Origin of the sequence: Novosphingobium lindaniclasticum LE124 (assembly GCF_000445125.1) — a bacterium.
In the GTDB taxonomy this organism is placed as follows: Bacteria; Pseudomonadota; Alphaproteobacteria; order Sphingomonadales; family Sphingomonadaceae; genus Novosphingobium; species Novosphingobium lindaniclasticum.
The window spans coordinates 85,435-108,855 of the sequence record NZ_ATHL01000127.1 but is presented as its reverse complement, the minus strand read 5'-3'; the positions used below and the strand labels follow the sequence as shown (position 1 = coordinate 108,855).

The 23,421-nt window shown below is 65.0% G+C and carries 27 protein-coding genes and 1 tRNA gene; 18 read left to right on the top strand and 10 right to left on the bottom strand.

Translation table 11 applies throughout. The features are described 5' to 3' along the window. Window positions 1-116: 116 nt before the first annotated feature. A complete protein-coding gene (locus L284_RS43040; protein WP_021235634.1) occupies window positions 117-674 on the top strand; it encodes a superoxide dismutase family protein in 558 nt (185 codons plus the stop codon). 39 nt (window positions 675-713) lie between these two features. Here the strand turns inward: L284_RS43040 and L284_RS43035 are convergent, their stop codons facing one another. Then, window positions 714-1,346, bottom strand: coding sequence for a prolyl hydroxylase family protein (locus L284_RS43035; RefSeq protein ID WP_021235633.1), 633 nt, complete (start codon window positions 1,344-1,346; stop codon window positions 714-716). Window positions 1,347-1,520: 174 nt separating this feature from the next. Between L284_RS43035 and L284_RS43030 the strand changes: the two genes are divergently transcribed. The 12 genes from L284_RS43030 (at window position 1,521) to L284_RS42985 (ending at window position 10,937) form a co-directional block, all read left to right on the top strand. After that, window positions 1,521-1,597, top strand: a tRNA-His gene (locus L284_RS43030). Window positions 1,598-1,742: 145 nt separating this feature from the next. Continuing rightward, on the top strand, window positions 1,743-2,480 hold the full coding sequence (gene ccmC, locus L284_RS43025) for a heme ABC transporter permease CcmC (protein WP_021235632.1): 738 nt from the start codon (window positions 1,743-1,745) through the stop codon (window positions 2,478-2,480). 16 nt (window positions 2,481-2,496) lie between these two features. After that, window positions 2,497-2,637 carry a hypothetical protein gene (locus L284_RS48435; RefSeq protein WP_021235631.1) on the top strand — a complete coding sequence of 47 codons (141 nt, stop codon included), beginning with the start codon at window positions 2,497-2,499 and terminating at the stop codon, window positions 2,635-2,637. After that, window positions 2,634-3,104 carry a cytochrome c maturation protein CcmE gene (gene ccmE, locus L284_RS43020; protein WP_021235630.1) on the top strand — a complete coding sequence of 157 codons (471 nt, stop codon included), beginning with the start codon at window positions 2,634-2,636 and terminating at the stop codon, window positions 3,102-3,104. The genes L284_RS48435 and ccmE overlap by 4 nt, the downstream gene beginning before the upstream one ends. Before the next feature lie 10 nt (window positions 3,105-3,114). Further along, complete coding sequence (locus L284_RS43015) at window positions 3,115-5,082, top strand: heme lyase CcmF/NrfE family subunit (protein WP_021235629.1); 1,968 nt, start codon at window positions 3,115-3,117, stop codon at window positions 5,080-5,082. Continuing rightward, window positions 5,075-5,641: a DsbE family thiol:disulfide interchange protein gene (locus L284_RS43010; protein ID WP_021235628.1), complete on the top strand. Its 567-nt coding sequence runs from the start codon at window positions 5,075-5,077 to the stop codon at window positions 5,639-5,641. Before L284_RS43015 ends, L284_RS43010 begins: the two co-directional genes overlap by 8 nt. Beyond that, window positions 5,638-6,060: a cytochrome c-type biogenesis protein gene (locus tag L284_RS43005; protein WP_021235627.1), complete on the top strand. Its 423-nt coding sequence runs from the start codon at window positions 5,638-5,640 to the stop codon at window positions 6,058-6,060. Before L284_RS43010 ends, L284_RS43005 begins: the two co-directional genes overlap by 4 nt. Further along, complete coding sequence (locus tag L284_RS43000) at window positions 6,057-6,782, top strand: tetratricopeptide repeat protein (RefSeq protein ID WP_021235626.1); 726 nt, start codon at window positions 6,057-6,059, stop codon at window positions 6,780-6,782. Before L284_RS43005 ends, L284_RS43000 begins: the two co-directional genes overlap by 4 nt. 105 nt (window positions 6,783-6,887) lie before the next feature. After that, window positions 6,888-8,858: a potassium transporter Kup gene (locus tag L284_RS42995; protein ID WP_021235625.1), complete on the top strand. Its 1,971-nt coding sequence runs from the start codon at window positions 6,888-6,890 to the stop codon at window positions 8,856-8,858. A gap of 101 nt (window positions 8,859-8,959) precedes the next feature. After that, entirely contained in the window at window positions 8,960-9,547 is a 588-nt protein-coding gene (locus L284_RS42990) for a hypothetical protein (protein WP_152524754.1), read from the top strand. A 111-nt stretch (window positions 9,548-9,658) separates the two neighbouring features. Beyond that, complete coding sequence (locus tag L284_RS48960; RefSeq protein ID WP_021235623.1) at window positions 9,659-9,790, top strand: hypothetical protein; 132 nt, start codon at window positions 9,659-9,661, stop codon at window positions 9,788-9,790. Window positions 9,791-9,833: 43 nt separating this feature from the next. Next, window positions 9,834-10,937, top strand: coding sequence for a TonB family protein (locus L284_RS42985; RefSeq protein WP_031342964.1), 1,104 nt, complete (start codon window positions 9,834-9,836; stop codon window positions 10,935-10,937). A gap of 12 nt (window positions 10,938-10,949) precedes the next feature. Here L284_RS42985 and L284_RS42980 read toward each other — a convergent pair whose 3' ends face one another. The 5 genes from L284_RS42980 to L284_RS42960 all read right to left on the bottom strand — a co-directional run bounded on the left by L284_RS42980 (window position 10,950) and on the right by L284_RS42960 (window position 15,570). Next, window positions 10,950-11,615, bottom strand: coding sequence for an inner membrane-spanning protein YciB (locus tag L284_RS42980; RefSeq protein WP_021235620.1), 666 nt, complete (start codon window positions 11,613-11,615; stop codon window positions 10,950-10,952). Further along, window positions 11,615-12,556, bottom strand: coding sequence for a signal recognition particle-docking protein FtsY (gene ftsY, locus L284_RS42975; protein WP_021235619.1), 942 nt, complete (start codon window positions 12,554-12,556; stop codon window positions 11,615-11,617). Before ftsY ends, L284_RS42980 begins: the two co-directional genes overlap by 1 nt. Then, a complete protein-coding gene (locus tag L284_RS42970; protein ID WP_021235618.1) occupies window positions 12,553-13,731 on the bottom strand; it encodes a MiaB/RimO family radical SAM methylthiotransferase in 1,179 nt (392 codons plus the stop codon). The genes ftsY and L284_RS42970 overlap by 4 nt, the downstream gene beginning before the upstream one ends. Continuing rightward, window positions 13,728-14,546 (bottom strand): diaminopimelate epimerase, encoded by an 819-nt coding sequence (dapF, locus tag L284_RS42965; RefSeq protein ID WP_021235617.1) that lies wholly within the window; start codon window positions 14,544-14,546, stop codon window positions 13,728-13,730. Before dapF ends, L284_RS42970 begins: the two co-directional genes overlap by 4 nt. 88 nt (window positions 14,547-14,634) lie before the next feature. Next, window positions 14,635-15,570 carry an isopenicillin N synthase family dioxygenase gene (locus L284_RS42960; RefSeq protein ID WP_031342963.1) on the bottom strand — a complete coding sequence of 312 codons (936 nt, stop codon included), beginning with the start codon at window positions 15,568-15,570 and terminating at the stop codon, window positions 14,635-14,637. 141 nt (window positions 15,571-15,711) lie between these two features. Here L284_RS42960 and L284_RS42955 point away from each other — a divergent pair, with 141 nt between their 5' ends. The 3 genes from L284_RS42955 (at window position 15,712) to L284_RS42945 (ending at window position 16,821) form a co-directional block, all read left to right on the top strand. Further along, window positions 15,712-16,125 (top strand): EVE domain-containing protein, encoded by a 414-nt coding sequence (locus L284_RS42955; protein WP_031342962.1) that lies wholly within the window; start codon window positions 15,712-15,714, stop codon window positions 16,123-16,125. A gap of 120 nt (window positions 16,126-16,245) precedes the next feature. Next, on the top strand, window positions 16,246-16,428 hold the full coding sequence (locus L284_RS42950; RefSeq protein ID WP_031342961.1) for a CsbD family protein: 183 nt from the start codon (window positions 16,246-16,248) through the stop codon (window positions 16,426-16,428). A gap of 174 nt (window positions 16,429-16,602) precedes the next feature. Beyond that, on the top strand, window positions 16,603-16,821 hold the full coding sequence (locus tag L284_RS42945; protein ID WP_021235613.1) for a hypothetical protein: 219 nt from the start codon (window positions 16,603-16,605) through the stop codon (window positions 16,819-16,821). A gap of 7 nt (window positions 16,822-16,828) precedes the next feature. On the opposite strand, the gene L284_RS42940 is transcribed toward L284_RS42945, so the two are convergent. Next, complete coding sequence (locus tag L284_RS42940) at window positions 16,829-18,142, bottom strand: MFS transporter (protein ID WP_021235612.1); 1,314 nt, start codon at window positions 18,140-18,142, stop codon at window positions 16,829-16,831. Between the two features lie 242 nt (window positions 18,143-18,384). On the opposite strand from L284_RS42940, the gene pgsA reads away from it, so the two are divergent. Further along, window positions 18,385-18,978, top strand: coding sequence for a CDP-diacylglycerol--glycerol-3-phosphate 3-phosphatidyltransferase (gene pgsA / locus L284_RS42935; protein WP_021235611.1), 594 nt, complete (start codon window positions 18,385-18,387; stop codon window positions 18,976-18,978). A 102-nt stretch (window positions 18,979-19,080) separates the two neighbouring features. After that, complete coding sequence (locus L284_RS42930; RefSeq protein ID WP_081674137.1) at window positions 19,081-20,316, top strand: MFS transporter; 1,236 nt, start codon at window positions 19,081-19,083, stop codon at window positions 20,314-20,316. 193 nt (window positions 20,317-20,509) lie between these two features. Here the strand turns inward: L284_RS42930 and L284_RS42925 are convergent, their stop codons facing one another. The 3 genes from L284_RS42925 to L284_RS42915 all read right to left on the bottom strand — a co-directional run bounded on the left by L284_RS42925 (window position 20,510) and on the right by L284_RS42915 (window position 23,137). Next, window positions 20,510-21,406, bottom strand: coding sequence for a hydrogen peroxide-inducible genes activator (locus L284_RS42925; protein WP_021235609.1), 897 nt, complete (start codon window positions 21,404-21,406; stop codon window positions 20,510-20,512). A gap of 192 nt (window positions 21,407-21,598) precedes the next feature. Next, the gene (gene rnd / locus L284_RS42920; protein ID WP_021235608.1) at window positions 21,599-22,822 is read right to left on the bottom strand and encodes a ribonuclease D; all 1,224 of its coding nucleotides are present in this window, start codon (window positions 22,820-22,822) and stop codon (window positions 21,599-21,601) included. Between the two features lie 81 nt (window positions 22,823-22,903). Then, window positions 22,904-23,137 (bottom strand): hypothetical protein, encoded by a 234-nt coding sequence (locus L284_RS42915; protein WP_021235607.1) that lies wholly within the window; start codon window positions 23,135-23,137, stop codon window positions 22,904-22,906. Window positions 23,138-23,421 lie beyond the last annotated feature (284 nt).

Genomic DNA, 23,421 nt, shown 5'->3' with positions numbered 1-23,421 from the left:
TTCCCTCGGAGCCGTTAACGGAGGGTCACCGCGAGACCTGCCGGAGCGACAGCGCGGCGGCGGCGGGGGAAAGAGGCAGAGCCGACAAGCGATCGGCTTGCAGATGGAGAAGCGCAATGAACCGTAACTTCCGTACCCTGGCCGCCCGCGGCGCCGTCTTCGTGGGCGCCGCTGTTCTGGCGGGGCAAGTGCAGGCTCAGGACGCCGCCCCTGCGGGCCCGATGGTCCATGCCCAGGTGGTAGGCGTCGACGGCAAGCCGCTGGGTATGGCCATGGTCCAGGATACCCCCGCCGGCGTTCTCGTAACCACCGACATCAAGGGCATTCCTGCCGGAGAACACGGCTTCCACTTCCATGAGAAGGGCATCTGCGAATCGGGCCAGAAGTTCACGACCGCAGGCGGTCACTTCACCGGCGGCGACCACAAGCACGGGCTCATGGTCGTGGGCGGGCCCCACGGCGGCGACATGCCGAATCAGCATGTCGGGGCGGACGGCGTGCTCAAGGCGCAAGTGCTGAATACCGGCGTCACCCTGGCGGCGGGGCCGAAGACCCTGGCGGATGCGGATGGATCGGCGCTCGTCATCCACGCCGATCCGGACGACTACACCAGCCAGCCGGCGGGCAATGCCGGTGGCCGAATCGCGTGCGCGGTGATCAGCAAGCCGAAGTAAGCCCACGAGATTGGGGGGCGGTTCGCGGACCGTCCCCGCTTACCCCCAGGGGCGCTCGCGATACCACTGGGTGATGACGTATTTGTATCCCTTGCGCACTTTCATCGCATGATGAAGCGTCGCACCGTTGAGCGTACCGTCGGCGCGGCGATTGTTCCAGGCGATCAGCTTGCCGCGTTCCGGCTGGATCAGCTTGTCGATCGCCTTGAAGCGCGTGGCGCCTCCTGCCTCGACACTGTTCAGATAGACCATGAAGGTCCAGGTTCGCTGCCCGGCAATCGAACAATATTTCGTGAAGTCGGCATTATCGGGCTCGAAGTAGTCGGTATGCGCCTTGAACTCCTGGCCGACCTCGTAGCGCTGACCCTGAAGCGGTTCGGCATGGGCGATGTCGATCCCCGAAAGCGCGGCCAGCTTCGCAGCCAAAGCCGCTACCGTGGGATCGTCCGGGGCCAGATCGCAGGTCGAGCTGGTGCGGAAGGCGTCGTCGCCATTGTAGTTGGCGATCGTCGAGGGACGGTGCTGCCTCTCGATCATCGCGGCCAGGGCATCGCACTCCACGGGCGCAAGAAAATCGCGCATGATGAAGAGGTCGAGCTGCGAGGAAGGAAAGCGCCGCACGCCGGGGTGCGAGAGCAGGGTGTCAGCAGATGATTCGCCGGGAGCTGTCATGAATTCCCCTTTAGACGGGGCTGGCGGGCGGGAAAATCGCAGGAGTTTCGGCGTAATCGAATTTTTTGCTTTTCAAGAGGCGAAACCTTGTGCAAAGGGCGCCCTCCGCACTGATCGCGACGAAGCGAGACGGAAGCGGTTTTCGGAGGATGTCTTCACCGCATCTCTCGTGTGGCGATTGTAGCTCAGTTGGTTAGAGCGCCGGTTTGTGGTACCGGAGGTCGTGGGTTCGAACCCCATCAATCGCCCCATTCTTCCTGTCCTTAACGTGCCAAGCGTAGTTCGCTGACGCATCGGGCCGACGGATGGCCGGACAGGATCGACCGGGTGAAAATCCCGAGCCTTCGACATAGGCCCCTTGCTCCTTTTTTCGCGGACGATAGAACGCCTTCGGACATGCACGGCCTCGCCAATCCCGCCCGATTCCTGCGCATCGCCCGCTGGCTGATGCCGCTTTGCCTGAGCGCGGGGCTCGTGGTGATGCTGGGTGCGCTGGGCTGGGGTCTGTTCTTCGCGCCGGCGGAGCGGCTTCAGGGTGAAACCGTGCGCATCGTCTACATCCATGTCCCCGCCGCCTGGCTGGGCATGGCGGGGTGGATGGGCATTGCCGCAGCCGGCTTTGCCGAACTCGTCTGGCGCCATCCGCTGGCAGGCATCGCCGCCCGCGCCTGCGCAGTCCCAGGAGCGGTGTTCACGGGGGTCTGCCTCCTGACCGGCTCGCTCTGGGGCCGGCCTGCTTGGGGCACCTGGTGGGTTTGGGACGGGCGGCTCACGAGCATGCTCGTATTGCTGTTTCTCTATTTCGGCTGGATGGCGCTCTCTCAGGCGAGTGAGGACTCCAACGGCGGTCAGAGCCGCGCGCCGGCCATTTTCGGGCTGGTGGGTGCGGTCAATATCCCCATCATCCACTATTCGGTGATCTGGTGGAACAGCCAGCACCAGGCGCCGAGCATCACCATGGGAAAATCCGCCATGGCCGGCGATTTCCTCTGGCCGCTGCTGCTGGCGACGCTGGGTTTCACTCTCGTTTTCGCCGGCAGCGCATTGGCGCGGATGAGGGCTATCCTTGCGAACCAGCAGGCCGAAGCGCGCTTGCGGCGCAAGGCCCTGAACGAGGTATATCGAACACCATGACCACGGCGATCCACTGATGCGCGAAGCGATGGACCCCTGGACATTCGTGGCCGCTTCCTACGTCGTCGGTCTGGGCGCGACCCTGGGCCTGGTCGCCTGGTCGCTGCTGTCGATGCGCCGTGCCGAGAAGCGCCGCGATGCGGCAAGGAAGCGTTGAGCGTGGCGCAGGCAGGACGGATCAAGGCAAAGCACCAGCGGCTGGTCCTGCTCGCCGTTGCTCTGTTGGTGCTGATCGGCGCGGCGTTGCTTGCGGCGTGGGCTTTGCGCAATCAGGCCAGCTACTTCTACGTCCCGGCCGAAATCGCCGCCAGACCGCCTGAACCGGGTCGCTCGGTTCGTCTCGGCGGGATGGTGACCAGGGGATCGCTCAAGACCGCGGCGGACGGCGTGACGATCGCTTTCGCGGTCGAGGACGGCCGGGCGCGGGTGCCGGTTAGATTCAAGGGCATCGTGCCGTCGCTGTTCGTCGAAGGATCCGGGGTCGTTGCCGAGGGCCGCCTGGGTGCCGACGGGGTTTTCCAGGCGGACAACCTTCTGGCCAAGCATGACGAGAACTATGTGCCGCGTGAAATGAAGGACATGACCCGGGATCAGGCCGAGCAGGTCATGCGCGAAACCAAATGAGCGCAGCGCGATGACAGCTGAACTCGGATTGGCCGCGCTCTGGCTGGCGGCAGCGCTTGCGGGCCTGCAACTGCTCGCCGGGGCGCTGGCGCTGACCGATCGCGGCGCCATGCTGGCGGGCATCGTGCGGCCGGTTGCCGTGGTGCAGGGCGTTCTCGCGCTCGTCGCGTTTCTTGCGCTGATCGCGGTCTTCGCGGATACCGATCTCTCGGTGAAGCTGGTGGCGATGAACTCCCATTCGCTCAAGCCGATGATTTTCAAGATAGCCGGGGCCTGGGGCAACCATGAAGGTTCCATGCTGCTCTGGGTGACCGTCATGGGGATGGCGGGCGGCGTCGTGGCGCTGATCGAACGGCGCCTGCCGGAACCTGCAATGCTGGCGACCCTGGCCGGACAGGCCTTCGTCAGCCTGGGCTTCTATGCTTTCCTGCTCATCGCCTCGAACCCCTTTGAGCGGCTGTCTCCCGTGCCGGAAGAGGGCAACGGCCTCAACCCGCTCCTCCAGGATCTCGGTCTCGCATTCCATCCGCCGACGCTCTACCTCGGCTATGTCGGGCTGTCGGTGGCTTTCAGCTTCGCGATCGGCGCCCTCGTCACGCGGCAGGTCGGGCCGGCTTTCGCGCGCGCCATGCGGCCCTGGGTACTGGGTGCCTGGATCTTCCTGACGCTGGGGATCACCGCCGGTTCCTATTGGGCCTACTACGAGCTGGGATGGGGCGGCTGGTGGTTCTGGGACCCGGTCGAGAATGCCTCGCTGATGCCCTGGCTGGCCGCTACGGCACTGCTCCATTCTGTGAGCGTCCTGGCGTCGCGCGATGCCTTGCGGGCCTGGACGGTGATGCTGGGCGTCGTCGCATTCTCGATGTCGATGATCGGCACCTTCCTGGTGCGCTCCGGCATTCTTACCAGTGTCCACGCCTTCGCGGTGGACCCGCAGCGGGGCTCGTTCATCCTGGCTTTGCTGGCGATCAATATCGGCGGCGCCCTGACGCTTTTTGCCCTGCGCGCCGGTACGGTGAGCGAGGGTGAGCGCTTCATGCCGGTCAGCCGGGAAGGCGCCCTGGTGTTCAACAACGTCATGCTCTCCGCCATCCTGGGTATCGTCCTGTTTGGCACGCTCTACCCGCTGGTGGCAGAGGCGATGGGCGCCAAGGTTTCGGTCGGGCCGCCGTACTTCAACCCGATGGGCGCGCTTTTCGCGGTGCCCATGCTCGTCGTTCTGGCGGTTGGGCCGCTCTTGCGCTGGCGGCGCGACAGGTTCTCCCGCGTCCGACGCCTGCTGGTCATTCCGGCCATGCTGGTGGGAACCGGTGTGATCGCCATGGTCGCGCTCGGCGGCGTAGCCTTGCTGCCGACATTGGGCTTCGCGCTTGCCCTGGGTCTTGGTTGGGCCAGCGTCCTGCCGCTGAAGGGGCGCAACTTGCGCCGCACGCCGCTGCCGATCTGGGGCATGGTCGTCGCCCACTTCGGCATTGCCGTTTCGCTGCTCGGCATGAGCTGCGAAAGCGCGTTCTCGATCGAGAAGCTGGTGGCGGTCAAGATGGGAGATGCCACCGGCGTCGGCCCGTGGCAGGTCAAGCTGGACGCGGTGGAACCGATGGCCGGTCCCAACTGGACCGCACTCGAAGCGCGACTGCTGGTACGCTATGGCGACCATGGCAAAGTGATGCAGCTCGATCCGCAGTCGCGCAGCTTCTGGGCGCCGCCGCAGCAGACCAGCGAATCGGCTTTGCTGACGCGCTGGAACGGGCAGCTCTATGCCGTCCTGGGGGGAGAAGCGGACGATGGCCGCTGGCAATTGCGGCTCTGGTGGAAACCGTTCGTGCCGTTGATCTGGCTCGGCGGCCTGCTGATCGCCTTGGGCGGTGTGCTGGCGCTGTTCGGCCGTGTCGCCAGCGATCTTCGCCGCATCTTCGCGCGCGAGAAGATCGCCTATCGCCGGGGCCGCATCGCGCAACTGGAGAGCAGCCGTGAGTGAACGCCGGCCTGCTCCCAAGCCCGCCCGCGCGCCTGTCTGGGCGATCTGGTTGCCGCTGGTGCTGTTCCTTGCCTTCGTGGTTGTGGTGGTGATCGGACTCTATCGGCCTGCCGACCGCACGGTTGCCAGTACGTTGATCGGTAAACCGATGCCGGCCTTCGCCTTGCCTGCGGCGCTTCCGGAGAGGCCCGGACTCAAGAGCGCAGACCTGGCCGCTGGAAAGCCGCATCTCGTCAACATATTCGCTTCCTGGTGCATTCCGTGCCGTGTGGAGGCGCCGCAACTCGGCGCGCTGGCGAAGGCGGGCATTCCGATCGCCGGCATTTCCGTGCGTGACAGCGAAGAGGCGCTGACCGGCTTCCTCAAGGAAAACGGCGATCCCTACTGGCGGATCGGCGCCGACGACGATGGCAAAGTGCAGCTCGCGCTCGGCTCCTCCGGCGTTCCCGAAACGTATGTGATCGATGGCCGGGGCGTGATCCGCTACCAGCACATCGGAGAGATCAGGCCCGACGACGTGGCGATGATCCTGCAGAAACTCCAGGAAGCCTCGCGATGAAGCGGCTCCTTCCCGCCTTCCTGCTGATGCTCGGTCCTTGCACGGCGACACCCGCGCTTGCGCAGCAGGAAAAATCGACGGCGGCCTTCGCCTATCGGCAGCTCGACGATGCGGCCAAGGAGCAGGAAGCGCGGGCACTGATGGAAACGCTGCGCTGCCTGCAATGTCAGGGGCAATCGATCGCCGATTCGGATGCGCCGATCGCCGGCTCCATGCGTTCGCTCGTTCGCGAGCGGATCGCTGCCGGCGAGAAGCCGGAGGCGATCCGCGCCTGGCTGATCGAGCGCTATGGCGACTATGTCAGCTATGCGCCCCAGTTCACTCGCCTGACCTGGCCCCTCTTTGCGATTCCGCTCGTGCTCGTGGGGCTGGCGGCACTCTTGCTCCGAGGGCGCTTTCGCCGGGGAGGCGGACGATGACCTGGCTTCTCGTCGTCCTGCTGGCGATTCTCTCGTTCGCGGCCGTGGTTTTCCTGTTCAAAGTGCCCAAAGGAGGGCGGGAGGCCGTCGCGGCGGCTCTGATGCTGGGCATCGCCGGTTACGCGCTCCAGGGGAGGCCGGATCTGGCCAGCGCCGCCAAGCCGGGCCGGGACGCGCAGAACCCGGAACTGGGTCAGTTCCTTGTGGAAGCGCGGACAAACCTGCGGCCCGAAGGCATCCCGACCGGCAATCGCTGGTTGATCATCTCCGATGGACTGGCCCGCAACGGCCGTTACATCGATGCCGCCCAGCTGCTGCGCGGGGCGATCGAAGACAATCCGGGCGACTCGGAAGCCTGGCTTGCGCTTGGCAACGTGCTGCTGGCCCATGCCGACGGCGCTTTGACGCCGCCGGCGCTCCATGCCTATCGCCGTGCGGCCAAGGCCGATCCGAAAGCACCGGGGCCGCCCTATTTTCTGGGCCTCGCACTGGCGCAATCGGGCGAACTCACCCAAGCGCGGGATATGTGGGCCGATCTTCTTAAGAAGGCCCCGGAAAAGGCGCCGTGGCGCGCGCCCCTGGCAGAGCAGCTTCGACGGCTCGAAAGTTTCATAGCGACGCAGGCCGGCGGGGCGGGCAGCCCGTCGGATCCTTCCAGCCGCCCCCCTGAAGCCGCCACTTCGCCCGGCCTGAGTCCCAAAGCCGTGCCATCCCGGCCATGAACCTTCGACTAACGGTCGTTGCTAGGCTCTTATCATGCTGCTAACGGCGGGCGCTTGTTGCGGAGGTGAAATGCCGACGCGGCAAGGCCATTACGGGGCGCTGGAATGAGTGATACAGGTTCGGACACGGCTGTCGTCCCGACGGTGATCGATCCGGCAACGGGGCGACAAGCCCCTGCCGCAAGTGGAAATGGCGCCGGACACGGCTCCGGCAACATCACCAAGCTGGCTTTGGGCGCAGTCGGCGTCGTCTTCGGCGATATCGGCACGAGCCCGCTTTATGCCTTTCGCGAAACGTTCGTCGGCCCGCATCCCCTGGCGATCGACGAGTTGCACGTTCTTGGTGTCGTCAGCCTGATCTTCTGGTCGATGACGCTGGTGGTGGCAGTGCAATACGTCGGCATCCTGATGCGGGCGGATAACAAGGGGCAGGGCGGCAGCCTCGCCCTTGTCGCGCTGATCTCGGGTGCGATCCGCAAGAGCCGCTACGGCCCCCTGGTGGTCCTGCTGGGTGTCTTCGCAACCTCGCTGTTCTACGGCGATTCGATGATCACTCCTGCGGTTTCCGTGCTTTCGGCAGTCGAAGGGCTCACCGTCGTCGAAGCCCGGCTGGCGCCGTTGGTGGTGCCGATCGCGCTGGTGCTGCTGATTGCGCTGTTCGTGATCCAGAAGAGCGGCACGGCCAAGATCGGCGCGCTGTTCGCGCCGGTCATGGTGGTCTATTTCGCGGTCCTCGCCATTCTCGGTATCTACCACCTCGTTCAGATGCCCTCCGTGCTCGTGGCGCTGAACCCCTGGTACGCGATCCAGTTCTTCATGACCGACAAGGTGCTGGGCTTCCTGGCGCTCGGCTCGGTGGTGCTGGCCGTGACCGGCGCCGAGGCGCTCTATTCGGACATGGGCCATTTCGGACGCGGGCCGCTGCGCCTCTCGTGGTTCGGCGTGGTCATGCCATGCCTGCTGATCAACTACTTCGGGCAGGCGGCGATGATCCTCAGCCTGGACGATTCGGCCGCGGCCGAGGCGATGAAGAGCCCGTTCTTCAACCTGGCACCCGAAAGTCTGCGCCTGCCGCTCGTCATTCTTGCGACATGTGCCACCTTCATCGCCAGCCAGGCCGTGATATCGGGCGCCTTCTCGATCACCCACCAGGCGATGCAGCTCGGCTTCATCCCGCGCCTTTCGACCCGCCATACGAGCGAGCACGAAGTGGGCCAGATCTACATCCCCTTCGTCAATTGGGCGCTGATGACCGGCGTGATCGTGCTGGTGCTGGTGTTCCAGAACTCGTCCAACCTCGCCTCGGCCTACGGTATCGCGGTGACCGGGGCGATGCTGATCGACACCTGCCTCATGGCGGTGCTGCTGATCGTGCTGTGGCGCTGGAAGCTGTGGTTGGCGGTGCCGGTGATCGTGACCTTCTTCGTGGTCGACGGCGCCTATTTCGCCGCCAACGCCACCAAGGTGCCGGACGGCGGCTGGTTCCCGCTGCTGATCGGCGGCATCGCCTTCACGCTGCTGACGACCTGGAACAAGGGCCGTCGCCTCATGCGGGACCGCATGACGGAAGCCGCCCTGCCGCTCAACGTCTTTGCCAAGAGCGCGCATGGCTCCGCCGCACGGGTGCCCGGCACGGCGATCTTCATGGCCTCCAGCAATGCCGGCGTGCCGTCGGCGCTGCTGCACAACATCAAGCACAACAAGGTGCTGCACGAGCGGGTGGTGGTGCTGACGGTCGAGGTTCAGGACGTGCCCTATGTCGAGCCCGCCGAGCGCTACTCGGTGACCGATCTCGGCCAGGGCTTCTACCGGATGGCCCTGCGCTACGGCTTCATGGAAGAGACCGACATACCGGCGGCGCTGGCCCATTCGCAGCTTTGCGGGGGCCCGTTCGAAATGATGAAGACCAGCTTCTTCCTCTCGCGCCAGACGCTGGTTCCTTCGGCCAAGCCGGGCATGGCGATCTGGCGCGAGAAGCTCTTCGCCTGGATGATGCGCAATGCCGCCAGCGCCATGGAGTTCTTCCGCCTGCCGACCAATCGCGTGGTGGAACTGGGCAGCCAGCTCGAAATCTGACGTGTCCGTCGGCGGCGGTGCCGCTGACGGTAATTGTCATCTCTTTCAAACAATTCGGTCTGATAGGACGCAACTGTGCTTTATTGAGGGGAGGGTGCGTGATGCGTTCGTGTTTGCTGATGGTCGGTGCGGCCCTGTTCCTTCCTTCGGTCGCCCAGGCGGCGACGTGCGAGGAGACTTTCGCCAAATCGGGATCGATCCTGAGCGGCATGCGCTTCACGGCCAGCATCACGGTGCCCGACCTCACGCCCGCAAGCGCGATCGGCCAGATGCGCGGCATCGTTGCGGGCAAGGGCTACGATGTCATCGTGGCCGAGCCCGAGGACGGCTCCATGCTGATCGAACAACCGCAGACCGGTAAGGCCCGCGCGTTCCCGATCACCATCACGGCCACCACCACGGGTGGCCGAGGGACCGTGCAGATGGAAGCGAAGCTGCGCGGCGGTCAGACGGTGCCTTCCGAAGCCGCCAAGACCGAGATGTGCGAGATGCTGGGCGGCCTCAAGGGCGGCAAGGCCGGTCTCGCCGCGGCGAGCGCCGGGATGAAGGCGGTGAGCACGGCGCCGGCCCTGGAAATGGACGCGCTCTCGCTCTCGCAGCAGATCTCGAAGGATACCGAGCGCAATGCGGCCGCGATCCCGCTGCGCTACCAGAACAAGTCTTTCCTCATCAAGGGCATGGTGGGTTAGATCGCCAAGGATCGCGGCGACTATATCGTCACCTACAAGATCCCGCATCCCTACGAGCAGGCCATCCGCCTGCCGGGTCAGGCCGCGTTCAAGACCGACATCGCCTGCGTCATGGCCAAGGGTCAGGCAGCCTTCACGCTCCAGCTCAAACCGGGCAAGAGCATCAAGCTCAGCGGGGTCTACGACAATTTCAGCCCTACCGAGCATATCCTGCTTCTGAAGGACTGTCGTTCGGCAGGCTGACCTCTACTCGCAGCCAGAGTGCATCTTCCGCAGGAGCAGAACCATGAGCTGGATATCGGGATTGTTGATGGCATCGTCGTTGACGGGCGCATCCGTCGCTCCTCCCACGGGCGGCAGCGAGGGGGTCGCGGAGCGAGCCCTGCTGACGTGGACCGCAGGCGAGGTGCGCTGCGGCGGCAACGGCGCGGTCGCAGTGACAAAGCCGGTCCGGCCGCTGAACGCGCTGGTATGGATGCCTTTCGGCGATCGTGCGGTGACCTTGCAATTCGATATCGACGACTCCGGGCGGCCGGTCTCCATTCAGGACACGTTCGCGGGGCACCACGATCTCGGACCGAGCCTGGCAGCCACCCGCTTCGCGCCGACCGCGCGGACAGGCTGTTCCATCACTTTCACGCCCAATGCGACGTCTCTGGCATCGGCCGAGATCGCGGACCTGATTTCCTATACGGTGGAGCCGATCTCGGGGCAGCTGCCCAAGCAGGGATGGGCGCGCATCGCTCAACTGGACGGCGGATCGGGCAATTGCATGACCCGGCCCCGGCCCCAGCCGCTGCTACGGGCATATCCGGATTTCGCCAGGATGGCCGGCAAGCCGGGTGTCAAGGAATGGACGCTCGTCGGCTACGATATCGACGCGAAAGGGAAGCCGATCCAGGTCCGCACTCTGCGGGGCACCGGAAACGAGGCGCTTGAGCGCGAGGCGGTCAAGGCGGTAAGAAATTCGCGCTTCACCGCGGGAGCGCGGCAGGCATGCCGTTACCCCTATTGGCGCTCACCCGAGGATGTCCAGGCGCCGCCTATGCCGGCGCCGGCCTCCGGGCAGGAAAACGGCTGCCGGGTGGCGGAAGCATGGGCGGTGCCGCCGGCCTTGCGTTTCCCGCCTGCCTATGCGCGGCGCCGGATCGATGGCTGGGCCATCCTGACGTACGATGTCGCGCCGTGGGGCGCTGTCGGGAACGTCAAGGTGGTTCAGGCCCAACCCTCGGACGCATTCGGAAGGCAGGCGGCGCAGATGCTCGTTGCGGGGAAGCGTGCAGCGTCGGAGCAGGGGGCGACGGGGTGCGTCGCCCGCGTGAAATTCCTCAATTCCGCCGAGTCTTCGACAGAATTGAGCGGTTCCGAAGATTTCGACGCGATCTTCTGACCGCCGCCGCACTCAGTCGTGCGGCGGGTTCTCGATCACTTCTTCCTTCGCCGCCTCGCCCATGCCGTGCTTGAGCACCATGGGTAGCTGCGAAAAGGTGAAGACGAAGGAGAGCACGGTGAAGCCCCAGAGCTTGGCCTGGAGCCAGGCATCGAAGCTGACAGTAAAGACCAGCGCAGTGTTCAGCGCCGCAAGCAAGACGAAGAACCAGGCCCAGTTGCGGGAGAGCTTCATCCAGCCTTCTTCGTTCAGCCCTTCGAAGGCGGATTGAAGCAGGTACTTGAGCATCGGCTTGCCGCGCATCAGGCCCACGAAAAGTACGGCGGCGAACATCAGGTAGACCGCGGTGGGCTTGATCTGGATCCAGAAGGCATCGTGGAACACCACGGTGAGCGCGCCGAAACCGACGATCAGCACGGTGGTGAGCCAGAGCATCGGCGAGATGTGGCCGAGGCGCCATTTCGAGATGCCCAGAGCGACCACGGTCGCAATCATGAAAGCGATCGTGCCCTTGATGACCGCGGACACGGTGCCGATGGTGTCGCCTTCGCCTGCTGGCGAGAAATGCCGGTAGGCGAGGAAAAAGACCAGCAATGGGCCGAAATCGACGACGAGGTTGAGCCAGGAACTCTTAGGGGAAGTCTTGGGCTGCTCGGCAGGGGGCGTTTGGCGGTTCATCAGGCGATCCCGGCGATGACCCGCGCCAGCAGGTCCGGGTTGAAGGGGCGCAAGTCGTCGATCTTCTCGCCGACGCCGATGGCGTGGATAGGCAACCCGTATTGCTCGGCCGCCGCGACGAGGACGCCGCCGCGCGCGGTGCCGTCCAGCTTGGTCATGATGAGGCCGGACACGCCTGCCACTTCCTTGAAGATCTCGATCTGCGAAAGCGCATTCTGGCCGTTGGTGGCGTCGAGCACGAGAACTACGTCATGCGGCGCCTCGGGATTGAGGCGGCCAAGCACGCGGCGGATCTTGGACAGCTCGTCCATCAGTTCTCGCTTGTTCTGCAGGCGCCCGGCGGTGTCGACGATCAGGGCGTCGGTGCCCTGATCGGTAGCTGCCTTGACCGCGTCGAACACGATCGAGGCGGGGTCGCCGCCTTCCGGGCCCTTGATCAGCGGAATGTTCAAACGGTTGGCCCAGACGCCAAGTTGGCCGATCGCCGCAGCGCGGAAGGTGTCGCCCGCCGCGAGCATGACTGAATAGTCCTGCTCCTGGAACAGGTGCGCGAGCTTGGCGATGGTGGTGGTCTTGCCCGAGCCGTTGACGCCGATCACCAGGATCACCTGCGGACGGGGGAACGCCACGACATCGAGCGGCTTGGCGACCGGACGCAGGATCTCGGCGATCTCGCGCGCCACCACTTCCATGATGGCGCGCTCGTCGGCATCGCGCTCGAAGCGTTCGTCGGCTAGACGGGCACGGATGCGGGCGGCGGCGCGGGGGCCGAGGTCCGACATGATCAGCGCGTCTTCCAGCGCATCGAGCTGCGCGTCGTCGAGCTTCGATTTGCCGACGATGCCGGAAAGGTTCTCGCTCAGGCGTTCGGACGTCTTGCGAAAGCCGCCGAACAGGCGGTCGGACCAGTCGCGCTCAGCCTGCTGGCCTTCGGTACTCATGATTCCAGTATTCCTTCGACTACCCTTGCGGGCATAACGCGGATCAGTGTGCCGGGCTGCACATCGCCGGGCAACCGAACGGGTGCGAAGTTCGGCGCATGGCCCTTCGCGCCTCTTTCGGCAAGCACGGATAGCGGCTGGCCGATCAGCCCGGTCAGCCAATTCGCTCTGACTTCGGCGATCTTTGTGCGCAACTCTGCTGCCCGTGCCTTGATGGTGGCGGCATCGACTTGCGGCATGCGCGCCGCCGGGGTGCCAGGGCGCTGCGAATAGGGAAAGACGTGGCCGTGGACGACCTGCAATGCCTTGATGATCGAGAGATTGGCGGCATGGGCCTCCGCGTCCTCGGTCGGAAAGCCAGCGATGAGATCGGCGCCGATGGCGATGTCCGGTCGGCGGGCGCGAAGAGCGCTGACCAGATCCACCGCATCGGCGCGGTTATGGCGGCGCTTCATGCGCTTGAGAATCAGATCGTGGCCGTGCTGGAGCGAAAGGTGGACATGGGGCATGACCCGCGCCTCCCCCGCGAGCAGCTCGAACAGGGCGTCGTCCACTTCGGCGCCGTCGATCGAAGACAGGCGCAGGCGGGGCAGGGCGGGGAAGCGGGTGAGGATCGCCTCGCACAGCGCGCCAAGGCGGGGGGCGCCATCCAGGTCGCCGCCCCAGGAGGTGAGATCCACGCCGGTCAGCACCACTTCGTTGACACCGGCATCGAGATGGACTGCGACGTCGTGCAGCACTTCGGCCACGTTGCGCGAGCGGCTGGGGCCGCGTCCCTGCGGGATCACGCAGAAGGTGCAGGCGTGATCGCAGCCGTTCTGCACTTGCACGAAGCCGCGCGTATAGGCGCGGCGTTCCGGCAGGGCAGGGGCCACGGGTACGTTCCAGGCGCGCGGGTCGAGCTTGGCGGTGTTGGGCACCAGGCCGTCGACTTCCGGCATGGCGGAAAGCATCGCGCGCTCGACTTCGGCGGCGCAGCCGGTGACGATCAGGCGGGCTTCGGGGCGCTCCTTGCGGGCGCGGCGGATCGCCTGGCGAGTCTGGCGCACGGCTTCGGCGGTGACCGCGCAGGAGTTGACCACCACGAGATCTTCAGCGCCGCGCAGCAGGCCGCGCAGCGTCTCGCTTTCGGAAATATTGAGGCGGCAGCCGAGCGAATGGACTTCGACGGTCAATCTGAGATCCCGTAGTCCGCCGCGTCGAAAGAGCCCCGGAACGATTCGGTGGCGGGGCCGGTCATGACGATCTCGTCGTCTTCCCGCCATTCGATGGTGAGCGGGCCGCCGGGCAGGGCGACGGTGACCTTGCGGTCCGCGAGGCCGCGCTTCATCGCGCCGATGGCCGTGGCGCAGGCGCCGGTGCCGCAGGCGCGGGTGAGCCCGGCGCCGCGCTCCCAGACGCGCAGGGTCAAGGCGTCGCGTGACGTCACGGTCGCGACGTTGACGTTGATGCGCTCGGGGAACAGCGGATCGTTTTCGATCAGCGGGCCAAGCCGGGCCATGTCGATGCGGTAGGGATCCTCGACGAAGAAGATCACATGCGGATTGCCGACGTTGACGGCAATCGGATTGACCAGCTCTTCCCAGGCCACCGGCAGGCTATGGGTGTCCATCGGATAGCCGAGCGGGATCAGGTTCCAGTCGAAGCGGGGTTTGCCCATTTCCACGCTGATGCCGCTGTCGGTCGGCGTCGTGGCGACCATGCCGCCCAGCGTCTCGATGCTCGCGGGGCGCCCGTGCAGCAGGCCGATGGCGCGCGTGGCATTGCCGCAGGCTTCCACTTCGCTCCCGTCGTTGTTGAAGATCCGCATGCGGAAGTCGCCGCGATCGGACGGGGCGAGGACGATCAGCTGGTCGTAGCCGATGCCGGTGTGGCGGTCTGCCAGCGCGGCGGCGAGCGCCGCATCGACGACCGGCAGCGCGCCGGTGCGTCCGTCGAGCACGACGAAGTCGTTGCCCAGGCCATGCATCTTGGTGAAATCGATCCGCATGGCGCGCGATTTATGCGCTGCGGAGCGTCAGGTCCAGCGAAAGCGCAAGAACATGCCCCCCGGCGGAAAAGCCGGGAGGCAGGAAAGGTCACATCTTCAGGCCGATCTCGCGCAGACGCTCCTGCAGGTATTCGTCGGCGGTGATGCTGACCGGGTAGCGGTCCGGGCTCTCTGCCGTGATGCACTGGTCCAGCGTCTTGAATGGGAAGTCGCTGCGCAAGTGCAGGAAGAACGGCATCGAATAGCGGCTGTGCGCGGCGCGGTCGCCTTCGGGATTGCGGACGCGGTGGGTGGTCGAAGGGAGGACGTGGTTGGTCAGGCGCTGGAGCATGTCGCCGATGTTGATGACCACCGCGCCTTCCGGCGGGGCGACCGAGAGCCATTCGCCGTTCTTGCCGAGCAGTTCGAGGCCCGCTTCCTGGGCGCCGAGCAGCAGTGTGATGAGGTTGATGTCCTCATGCGCCCCGGCGCGGATGGCACCGCCGGCGCCCTCGCCCACGGGCGGGTAGTGCAGCAGGCGCAGGACGGAATTGCCGTCCTCGATCGCCGTATCGAACCAGCGCGCATCGAGGCCGAGGTAGACGGCGATGGCGGAGAGGATTTCGGCGCCTGCCTTGTCGAACTGGGCGTAGAGTTGGGTGAAGGTCTCCTGGAAGCCTTCGACTTCGCTCGGCCAGACGTTCGGCGGCATCGAGGCGGCCAGCGGCGAGCCGGCAGGAAGATCACGGCCGATGTGCCAGAATTCCTTGAGATCCTTCTCGGTCGCGCCCTTGGCGACTTCGGTGCGGAACGGCGTGTAGCCGCGGGCGCCGCCCTGGCCGGGGATGAAGTGGCCGCGCTTCACCTGGTCGGGCAGGGCGAAGAACTGCGCGGTCAGGTCCCAGGCGCGATCGATCAGGGCCTGGTCGATGCCGTGGTCGCGAACCATCGCGAAGCCGAAAGTGCGGAAACTGTCGCCGATGCGTTGCGAGAATTCGGCGCGGTCGGCTTCAAGGCTGAGGACGGGGATCTGGGCAAGGTTCATCATGGTCTTCCAAACAGAATCGGCAGCCGCATCTGGCACTTGCTAGGAAGCGCCGAATCGCTGGTGTTGTCTCCGCCGATTGAATCGTTATGCCGCCCCCATAGAAGTTTATTGCTCCAAGGCGAAATCGAAAGGCACGACATGGCAAAGCGCTACTGGCTGATGAAGTCCGAACCCGATGCCTATGGCTGGAAGGATCTCGTAGCCGAGGGCGAGGGCACCTGGGACGGTGTGCGCAATCACCGCGCCGCGAACAACCTGCGCGCTATGCAGGTGGGGGACGAGGCGTTCTTCTACCATTCGAACATCGGCAAGGAGATCGTCGGCATCATCACGATCAGCCAGTCCGGACTCGTCGATCCCAGCGATCCGGAAGGCAAGTGGGCGGCGGTGAAGGTCAAACCAGTGCGCAAGCTTGCCCGTCCCGTCACTCTGGCGCAGCTCAAGGCCGATCCCAAGCTGGCGGATATGGAAGTGATCAAGCTCTCGCGCCTGTCGGTCGCCGAAGTGCTGCCATCGGAGTGGGAGCATATTCTCTCGCTCTCACGAGACTGAGTTTCGTTCATCGCTCGGCAGGCACGGTCTGTCCTGCGGGGTGCAACTTCGATCAAGTTCGGCCGGTTTTCCTGCCGTGACGAGGGTGGACGTTCCACCGCACGATAGAGGAGACAAGCCATGGGTGAGATGAAGGACACCATCAAGGGTCTGGGCAACGAGATCGCCGGCAACGCCAAGCAGGCTCTTGGCAAGGCCCGCAACGATCCGGGCCAGCAGGTCGAGGGCAAGGCTCAGGAAAAGAAGGGCGAAGTCCAGCAGGGCGTCGGCAAAGTGAAGGGCGCTCTCGGCGACCGGATCTGACCGTTCGTACTCTCTGGAGTACCACAAAGGGTCGCCTTCGGGCGGCCCTTTTGCGTTTTGGCGCAAGAGCTTGTCAAAAGCTCTTCATCCCGGTGCCGGTACGCGGCCGTCCCGGATTGGGATGGCTCTTTCGGATGAGTGGTCAAAGGTAAACGAAGTCCTAAGCTGCGTCCCATGTCTCGACGCGCAAGCATCCTCGCTCCCGGCAACCCTGGTCATCCGTTCCGGCGTTCGCTGCCTCGACACGTCTGCCGCAGCGTCAAGCCGCCCGCGATCGAGGCAGCCGAGAATGCGCGGGCGAAGGCAGCATGGCAGATGACCGGTGGAGACTGGCGCAGCTTCCTCTCGGCTTATTGCACGGCCCTGGTCGCGGCCGTGACGTTCATCGCCTAAGGCGCTTTCAGGGCCGCTTGGCAGCCCGCTCGGCCCGGTAAAGCAAGTGGCCGAGCCAGGCCGAGGCGACGCAGCAGAGCGCCACCACCATGAGCTGCGTGACCACTGCCAGCCCCAGCAGCGACATCACGCCCGTGGCGATCGCGCCGCCTACCATGGCGCCCGAATTGACGATATTGTTGGCGGCGATGGTGCGGGCGGTCTGCGACTTGTCCACGAAGGTCGTGAGGAAGGCATAGAGCGGCACCACGAACATGCCGCCGCAGACGGCGATGCCGAGTAGGGTGAGCAGCAGCGGGATGGCCAGCGGCTGGACCACGAAAGTCCCCACGTTCATCAGCGCTTCCGGTCCGCCATGCGGCGGCCAGATCGCGCAGACTTCCTGGAACGCCAGCAGGAACAGACCCATGCCGATCACCGAAAGCGGCGACCAGCGTGCCGAGACCGTGCCCTTGAGCAGGGCGTTGATCGCTACCGAGCCGCCGGCCACGCCTACCGAAAAGATCACCAGGAACAGGCTGGCGACTTCCTTGCTGGCGTGGAGCATGTTCTTGGCGAGCGGCGGGAACTGGATGAACAGCACCGTGCCGATCGCCCAAAAGAAGCTGATCGAGCAGATCGCCAGATAGACCCGGCGATCCTGCATCGTGGTGCGCACGAGGTTTATCGAGGAGCGTACGACATGGTAGTCGATCGGCTCCGGCTTGCCTTGCGGCGGCGCGGGCGGAACTTTGCGGCCCGCGAAATAGCCGATGACGGCAATGACGACGACCAGGATCGCAGCGGTATCGACGCTGATCCAACCCGCGACGATGGTACCGGCCAGCACGGCTATGTAAGTGCCGGCTTCGACCAGTCCGGTGCCGGACAGCACTTCCTCGTCACGCAAGTGCTGCGGCAGGATCGCGTACTTGATCGGGCCGAAGAAGGTGGAATGCACGCCCATCGCGAAGAGGGCGAGCAGCATCAGCGGAATCGCCGCGGTGTGCAGCGCAATTCCCTGCCATGCCAGCGCCAGGCCCGCGCCGCCGACCACCATGATGATGATTTCGCAGAACTTGACGATTCGGATGATCCGCGACTTGTCGCGCATGTCCGCCATCTGCCCTGCCAGCGCCGAAAGCAGGAAGAAGGGAATGACGAAGATGCCGGAAGCCAGCGCGCTGAAACGCGCTTCGGCGCTTTCCGAATTATAGACGCCGTAGACGACGAAAAGCACCATCGCGTTCTTGAACAGGTTGTCGTTGAACGCACCCAGCAACTGGGTAACGAACAGGGGCAGGAATCGCCTGGTCCGGATGAGTTGGGAGGTCGTGGTCATGACGGAAAAATTCGGCGGCCTCGCTTCATCGTTGCGGCGACACTTAATGCGGTAGGGCGAGGGCACAACCCCTGTAGGGCGCGGCCCGGCGTTTTTTGATGGGCAGTGCCTAGCGTCCGCGCCTCACGGCAATCTTGCGGCAACGAACGCTGAAAGGCCAAAGCGGATGCGTTCGATATGGCCGCGTCGGGGAACACAAGCCAATTCTCAAACGCGCGAATCGAGGCTATGGGCATGGGAACATGCTGACCTTGCCGAATATCCTTACGCTCTCGCGGATCGTCGCGCTGCCCCTGCTGGCCTTTCTGCTGTGGTGGCCGCGGTGGGAATTCGGCTACGGCCTTGCCTTCGGTCTCTACTGCCTGATGGGCATAACCGACTACTTCGACGGCTATCTGGCCCGGTCGAGCGGGACCGTCTCCAAACTGGGCGTGTTCCTCGATCCCATCGCCGACAAGATCATGGTGGCCACGGTCATCCTGGTGCTGACGGCGCAGGGAATCCTGACCGGTCCCTATGTGGGCGACATGCACGTCATCGCCGGCCTGGTGATCCTGGTGCGCGAGATCGCGGTCTCGGGACTTCGCGAGTTTCTCGGGGGATTGCAGGTTTCCGTGCCGGTAAGCCGGCTGGCCAAGTGGAAGACGACCTTCCAGCTGATCTCGCTTGGCGCGCTCATTCTGGGTGCGGCAATGCCCTGGTGGAATCTCGATCTTGGCTCGCTCGAATTGAACGTTCCGCACACGGTTGGGCTGACAACGCTGTGGGCGGCTGCCGCGCTCACCTTGATCACCGGCTGGGACTACTTGCGAGTCGGCCTCAAGCATATGGATTGACCGGGCGCGTGAGGGCGCTCGTGCAGCCTTGCGAAATCCGCTATCGTGCTTGCGGTCGTTGCGGTTGGCACGCGTGTTGCGCATCTTCAGGGCTGGGGGGTCATGAAGGACATTCCCATACCTGCGCCTCTCCGCCCGTCATCTTCCGAGTCTGAAACTCCCCCGCCCGCTGCGCATCGAGCGTCCGGTAGCCGGTTCGGCCGCTCGCTGGTCTTCGCGCTTGCCGCGTCCGCCGGGCTGACGGTGGCGAACATCTACTACGGCCAGCCCATGCTGGGCCTGATGGAGCGCGAATTTGCGGGCGCGGCCATCACCTATGTCCCCACGGCGACCCAGCTCGGATATGCCGCGGGTCTGCTGCTGCTGGTGCCGCTGGGCGATCTGCTGGAGCGCAAGCGGCTCATCGTCCTGCAATGTCTTGCACTATCCGTTGCCCTTGCTCTGGTGGCGCTCGCCCCTACCGGCGGCACGGTGCTGGCCGCCTCGCTCGTCGTCGGCCTGCTCGCTTCGGTAGCGCAGCAGATCGTGCCGCTTGCCGCCAATCTCGCCCCCGAGGACAAGCGCGGCGCGGTGGTCGGCACGGTCATGGCCGGGCTGCTCTGCGGCATTCTGCTGAGCCGGACTCTGGCCGGTTTCGTCGGCGGAGCGTTCGGCTGGAGAGCGATGTTCTGGTTGGCGGTGCCGCTGGCGCTATCGACAGCCGGGCTGATGGCCTGGCAGCTTCCGCAAAGTCGTCCGCATCGCGGAGGGTTGGGCTACCTTGGGTTGATGGCCTCGCTGCGCGACCTCTGGCGCGAGTTTCCCGCGCTGCGCCTGGCGACGTTCACCCAATGCACCCAGTTCGGCGTGTTTAGCGTGTTCTGGACCATCCTGGCGCTGCATTTGCAGGAGCCGCGTTTCGGGCTTGGCTCGGAAGTGGCCGGACTGTTCGGCGTCCTGGGCGCCGCCGGCGTTCTGGCCGCACCGATCGCCGGGCGTATTGCCGACCGGCGCGGGCCGCACCCGGTGATCGTGAGCGCGAGCGCCTTCACCTTGGTCTCCTGGCTGATCTTCGGCTTCTGGACGTCGATCGCAGGTCTGATCGTCGGCGTGCTGCTGCTCGATTTCGCGATTCAGGCGAGCCAGATATCGAACCAGAGCATCATCTTCGCCTTGCGGCCCGAGGCGCGGTCGCGGATCAACACGGTCTACATGGCGTCGATGTTCTTCGCCGGTTCTGCAAGTTCCGGCGCGGCAACGGTGGCGTGGCACAACTGGGGGTGGACCGGGGTGGTCGTGCTGGGCACCGCGATTGCGGCCTTGGGGTTGGGCTTGCAAGTGGTTCGTTTGAAGAAGTGAAGTCCTGGGGGATGATCCCCCAGGCCCTCGGAATGTCGTCGTCGCTCCCGACCTATCCGTATCCCGCTCCCTGCGGCGCAGCCATTAAGTCTCCGGACGCAGCCATGGGCGCACAAGGCGGTTGGTCGGCCTGACTTCTACATTCCCGGGAGTGCAGGGGGGCTATGCTCTCCTGCGTTTTCTTTCCTTGAAACTACCCCGCCCGCAACTCGTCCGCCAGCAGGCGAAACTCCTCCGCGCGCGGTGAATTCTTGCGCCAGACCAGCGCGATTTCGCGATTGGCGTTGGGCGAGAGCAAGGGGCGGGCGACGACGTTGGTGCCGTTGAGGATACCCGCGTCGATGGCCATTTCGGGAAGCATCGTCAGCCCAAGGCCGTTGTCCACCATCTGCACCAGCGTATGCAGCGAAGTGCCGATCATCGTTGCCGAGGCACGCAGTTCGGGCCGGTTGCAGGCGGCCAGCGCATGGTCCTTGAGGCAGTGCCCATCTTCCAGCAGGAGCAGGCGATGCTCGTCGATGACGTCCGGGCCTACCTCGGCAGGAGGGTTGCGCGGATCGTCGCTGGGGAAGGCGACGAAGAAGGCGTCAAGTTCGATCGTTTCCTTTTCGACCTCACCCGTGGCGTAAGGGAGGGCGAGCAGCACGCAATCGGCGCGGCCGTGGTGCAGCGATTCGATGGCGGCCTGGCTGGGCTCCTCGCGCAGGAACAGCTTGAGGTTGGGACGCTCGCGGCGCAGGCGCGGGAGCATGCGTGGCAGCAGGAACGGTGCGATCGTGGGGATCACGCTCATGCGAACTTCGCCCGAGAGCGGCTTGCCGCTGGATTGCACGAGGTCGGATAGTTCCTCCGTTTCGCGCAGGATGCGGTGCGCCTTGGCGACCACGGCATTGCCCAGCGGCGTGAAACGCACGGCGCGCTTGGTCCGCTCGACAAGGGTGACGCCGAGCAGGGCCTCCAGATCGCGCAAGCCTGCCGAGAGGGTGGATTGCGACACGAAGCACGCGTCCGCGGCACGGCCGAAATGCCCGTGTTCATGCAGGGCGACGAGGTACTGGAGCTGTTTGAGCGTGGGCTGGTAAACGGTCACGGCCGGGCTATCGCACGAACGCGGCGGGTTCGCCAAGCATTTGCTTTTGTTGAGGGGGAAGGAGGGCGTCGTCCCGGACTTGAATCGGGATCGCTGGCCGTGAACAGCTTGTCTCGCGGGAGTGCGCCCTGCCGAAGGCTCGTGTCTAAAGAATTGGCAGCGGTCCCGGATCAGGTCCGGGACGACGGGCACTCAGTCTTCGTTTGCAGCCCCATCCGAAGCCTCGGATGCCTCCTGGACGAGCGCCTCATCCTCGACGCGGGTCATCTTCAGCTTGCCGTTCTCCACTGCGAAGGCCAGCTTGCCCTCGACCAGGGCGAGCGCGTCGCGGCCGAACACTTCGTAGCGCCAGCCTTCAAGAATCGGCAGCTTCTTGCGCACACCCGCCGCGAGCAGCTCCAGGTCCTCGCTGCGCGCCAGCAGGCGAGCGGCCACGTCGATCTCACGGGCGCGAATCTTCAGCAGCAGCTTGAGCAGGTCGGCGACCAGCGAGCCTTCCTTGCCGAGCGGCGCCCCCTTGGGCGCGCGGGGTGGAAGTTCGTCGTCGGGCAGGGGCTCGGCCTTCGCGATGGTGTTCATCAGCCGTTTGCCGATGTCGTTGTCCTTCCAGCCCTGCGAGAGGCCGCGCACTTTGGCGAGGTCGGCCTGCTGCTTGGGCGGGTGGCTGGCGATGTCGGCCAGAGTCTCGTCGCGGGCGATGCGGCCGCGCGGGATGTTCTTGCCCTGGGCCTCATGCTCGCGCCATTCGGCGATGGCCTTGAGGCGCCCGAGCATCGCCGGGTTGCGGCCGGCCGCCTTGATTCGCTTCCAGGCCTGGGCCGGATCGTTGCGGTAATGCTCGGGGTCTGCCAGCTTCTCCATTTCCTGATCGAGCCATTCGCCCCGACCGGTCTTGATCAGGCGCTTCAGCATCTTGGGGAAGATCTTGGAGAGGTGGGTGACGTCGCCGATGGCATATTCGATCTGCCGCTCGGTCAGCGGGCGGCGCGACCAGTCGGTGAAGCGCGCACCCTTGTCGATGGTAAGGCCCATCCACGATTCGACTAGGTTGGAGTAGCCGATCTGCTCGGACTGGCTGATCGCCATCATCGCGATCTGGGTGTCGAAGATCGGGTGCGGCGTGCGCCCCGTGGCGTTGTAGATGATCTCCACGTCCTGGCCGCCCGCGTGGAAGACTTTCAGCACGTCCTCGTTGTCGGTGAGCAGGTCGAGCAGCGGGGTCATGTCGAGCCCGTCTGCCATGGGGTCGATCGCGGCCGCTTCCTCGGTATTGGCGATCTGCACCAGGCAGAGTTCGGGCCAATAGGTGTTCTCGCGCATGAATTCGGTGTCGACCGCCACGAAATCGGATTTCGCAAGGCGTTCGCACAGCGCGGCGAGGTCGTCGGTCTTCGTTATCAGCGGGTGAATTTTCATTTCGAGCGTGGCGGTAACGCGAACCGGGCGGGGGATCAATGTTTCCGGTCCGTCATATTCTCCGACAAATGACGAATTCGTCTATTTCCTGCGCAGCATTCCATCGAATATCCGGCGCAGCGGGCTTCGCGGAGCCTGCGCTTCCAGTTCGGCGATGCTTTCGCGCGTCACCAGACGGCGGCGCAGCTGCGTGCCGGTCGTGTGAAGTCCGGGTGGCGGGAGGTGCCAGGCTTCCGGGCTGCCATCGTCCGTGCGTGGCTGGGTTTCCGGCGCGCCATTCCTTGCGACGGCTTCCGGAACGTGCGGTTCATTCATGTCATCCACTGGCGAGACCCGTTTTGCGGAAGGATGGGTCAGTAACGGTTGATTTCGGGTTAGCGTGCAGGCGTTCGGTTGGCTCTGCGCCAATTTTTGTGACGCGTAGAGGATGCAGTGGCGGCAAGGTGCCTCGATCTCCGCCAACTGCTTGCGACGTCTAGGTAGGGAGGCTAGACGTCCGGCGGGCACGTCCTCTCCGCGTCTCCGTGTGCTCCTTATCCTTTCCCGAGTGGCTTACGCGGTCCGATCTCTTCTGGAAATCGCCGCTTCACTCGACTAGG

What these genes read in the sequence shown, in the direction of transcription:
- L284_RS43035 (WP_021235633.1), bottom strand. Translation starts at nt 1,346, where the DNA reads ATGACAGCTCCCGGCGAATCATCTGCTGACACCCTGCTCTCGCACCCC.
- L284_RS42955 (WP_031342962.1), top strand. Translation starts at nt 15,712, where the DNA reads ATGGCAAAGCGCTACTGGCTGATGAAGTCCGAACCCGATGCCTATGGC.
- L284_RS42980 (WP_021235620.1), bottom strand. Translation starts at nt 11,615, where the DNA reads ATGAACCGCCAAACGCCCCCTGCCGAGCAGCCCAAGACTTCCCCTAAG.
- L284_RS42940 (WP_021235612.1), bottom strand. Translation starts at nt 18,142, where the DNA reads ATGACCACGACCTCCCAACTCATCCGGACCAGGCGATTCCTGCCCCTG.
- L284_RS42985 (WP_031342964.1), top strand. Translation starts at nt 9,834, where the DNA reads ATGAGCTGGATATCGGGATTGTTGATGGCATCGTCGTTGACGGGCGCA.
- ccmC (WP_021235632.1), top strand. Translation starts at nt 1,743, where the DNA reads ATGCACGGCCTCGCCAATCCCGCCCGATTCCTGCGCATCGCCCGCTGG.
- pgsA (WP_021235611.1), top strand. Translation starts at nt 18,385, where the DNA reads ATGCTGACCTTGCCGAATATCCTTACGCTCTCGCGGATCGTCGCGCTG.
- L284_RS42960 (WP_031342963.1), bottom strand. Translation starts at nt 15,570, where the DNA reads ATGAACCTTGCCCAGATCCCCGTCCTCAGCCTTGAAGCCGACCGCGCC.
- L284_RS43015 (WP_021235629.1), top strand. Translation starts at nt 3,115, where the DNA reads ATGACAGCTGAACTCGGATTGGCCGCGCTCTGGCTGGCGGCAGCGCTT.
- L284_RS42930 (WP_081674137.1), top strand. Translation starts at nt 19,081, where the DNA reads ATGAAGGACATTCCCATACCTGCGCCTCTCCGCCCGTCATCTTCCGAG.
- L284_RS42990 (WP_152524754.1), top strand. Translation starts at nt 8,960, where the DNA reads ATGCGTTCGTGTTTGCTGATGGTCGGTGCGGCCCTGTTCCTTCCTTCG.
- rnd (WP_021235608.1), bottom strand. Translation starts at nt 22,822, where the DNA reads ATGAAAATTCACCCGCTGATAACGAAGACCGACGACCTCGCCGCGCTG.
- L284_RS43040 (WP_021235634.1), top strand. Translation starts at nt 117, where the DNA reads ATGAACCGTAACTTCCGTACCCTGGCCGCCCGCGGCGCCGTCTTCGTG.
- L284_RS42945 (WP_021235613.1), top strand. Translation starts at nt 16,603, where the DNA reads ATGTCTCGACGCGCAAGCATCCTCGCTCCCGGCAACCCTGGTCATCCG.
- L284_RS42950 (WP_031342961.1), top strand. Translation starts at nt 16,246, where the DNA reads ATGGGTGAGATGAAGGACACCATCAAGGGTCTGGGCAACGAGATCGCC.
- L284_RS42915 (WP_021235607.1), bottom strand. Translation starts at nt 23,137, where the DNA reads ATGAATGAACCGCACGTTCCGGAAGCCGTCGCAAGGAATGGCGCGCCG.
- L284_RS43005 (WP_021235627.1), top strand. Translation starts at nt 5,638, where the DNA reads ATGAAGCGGCTCCTTCCCGCCTTCCTGCTGATGCTCGGTCCTTGCACG.
- L284_RS42995 (WP_021235625.1), top strand. Translation starts at nt 6,888, where the DNA reads ATGAGTGATACAGGTTCGGACACGGCTGTCGTCCCGACGGTGATCGAT.
- L284_RS48960 (WP_021235623.1), top strand. Translation starts at nt 9,659, where the DNA reads ATGGCCAAGGGTCAGGCAGCCTTCACGCTCCAGCTCAAACCGGGCAAG.
- dapF (WP_021235617.1), bottom strand. Translation starts at nt 14,546, where the DNA reads ATGCGGATCGATTTCACCAAGATGCATGGCCTGGGCAACGACTTCGTC.
- ftsY (WP_021235619.1), bottom strand. Translation starts at nt 12,556, where the DNA reads ATGAGTACCGAAGGCCAGCAGGCTGAGCGCGACTGGTCCGACCGCCTG.
- L284_RS43000 (WP_021235626.1), top strand. Translation starts at nt 6,057, where the DNA reads ATGACCTGGCTTCTCGTCGTCCTGCTGGCGATTCTCTCGTTCGCGGCC.
- L284_RS48435 (WP_021235631.1), top strand. Translation starts at nt 2,497, where the DNA reads ATGCGCGAAGCGATGGACCCCTGGACATTCGTGGCCGCTTCCTACGTC.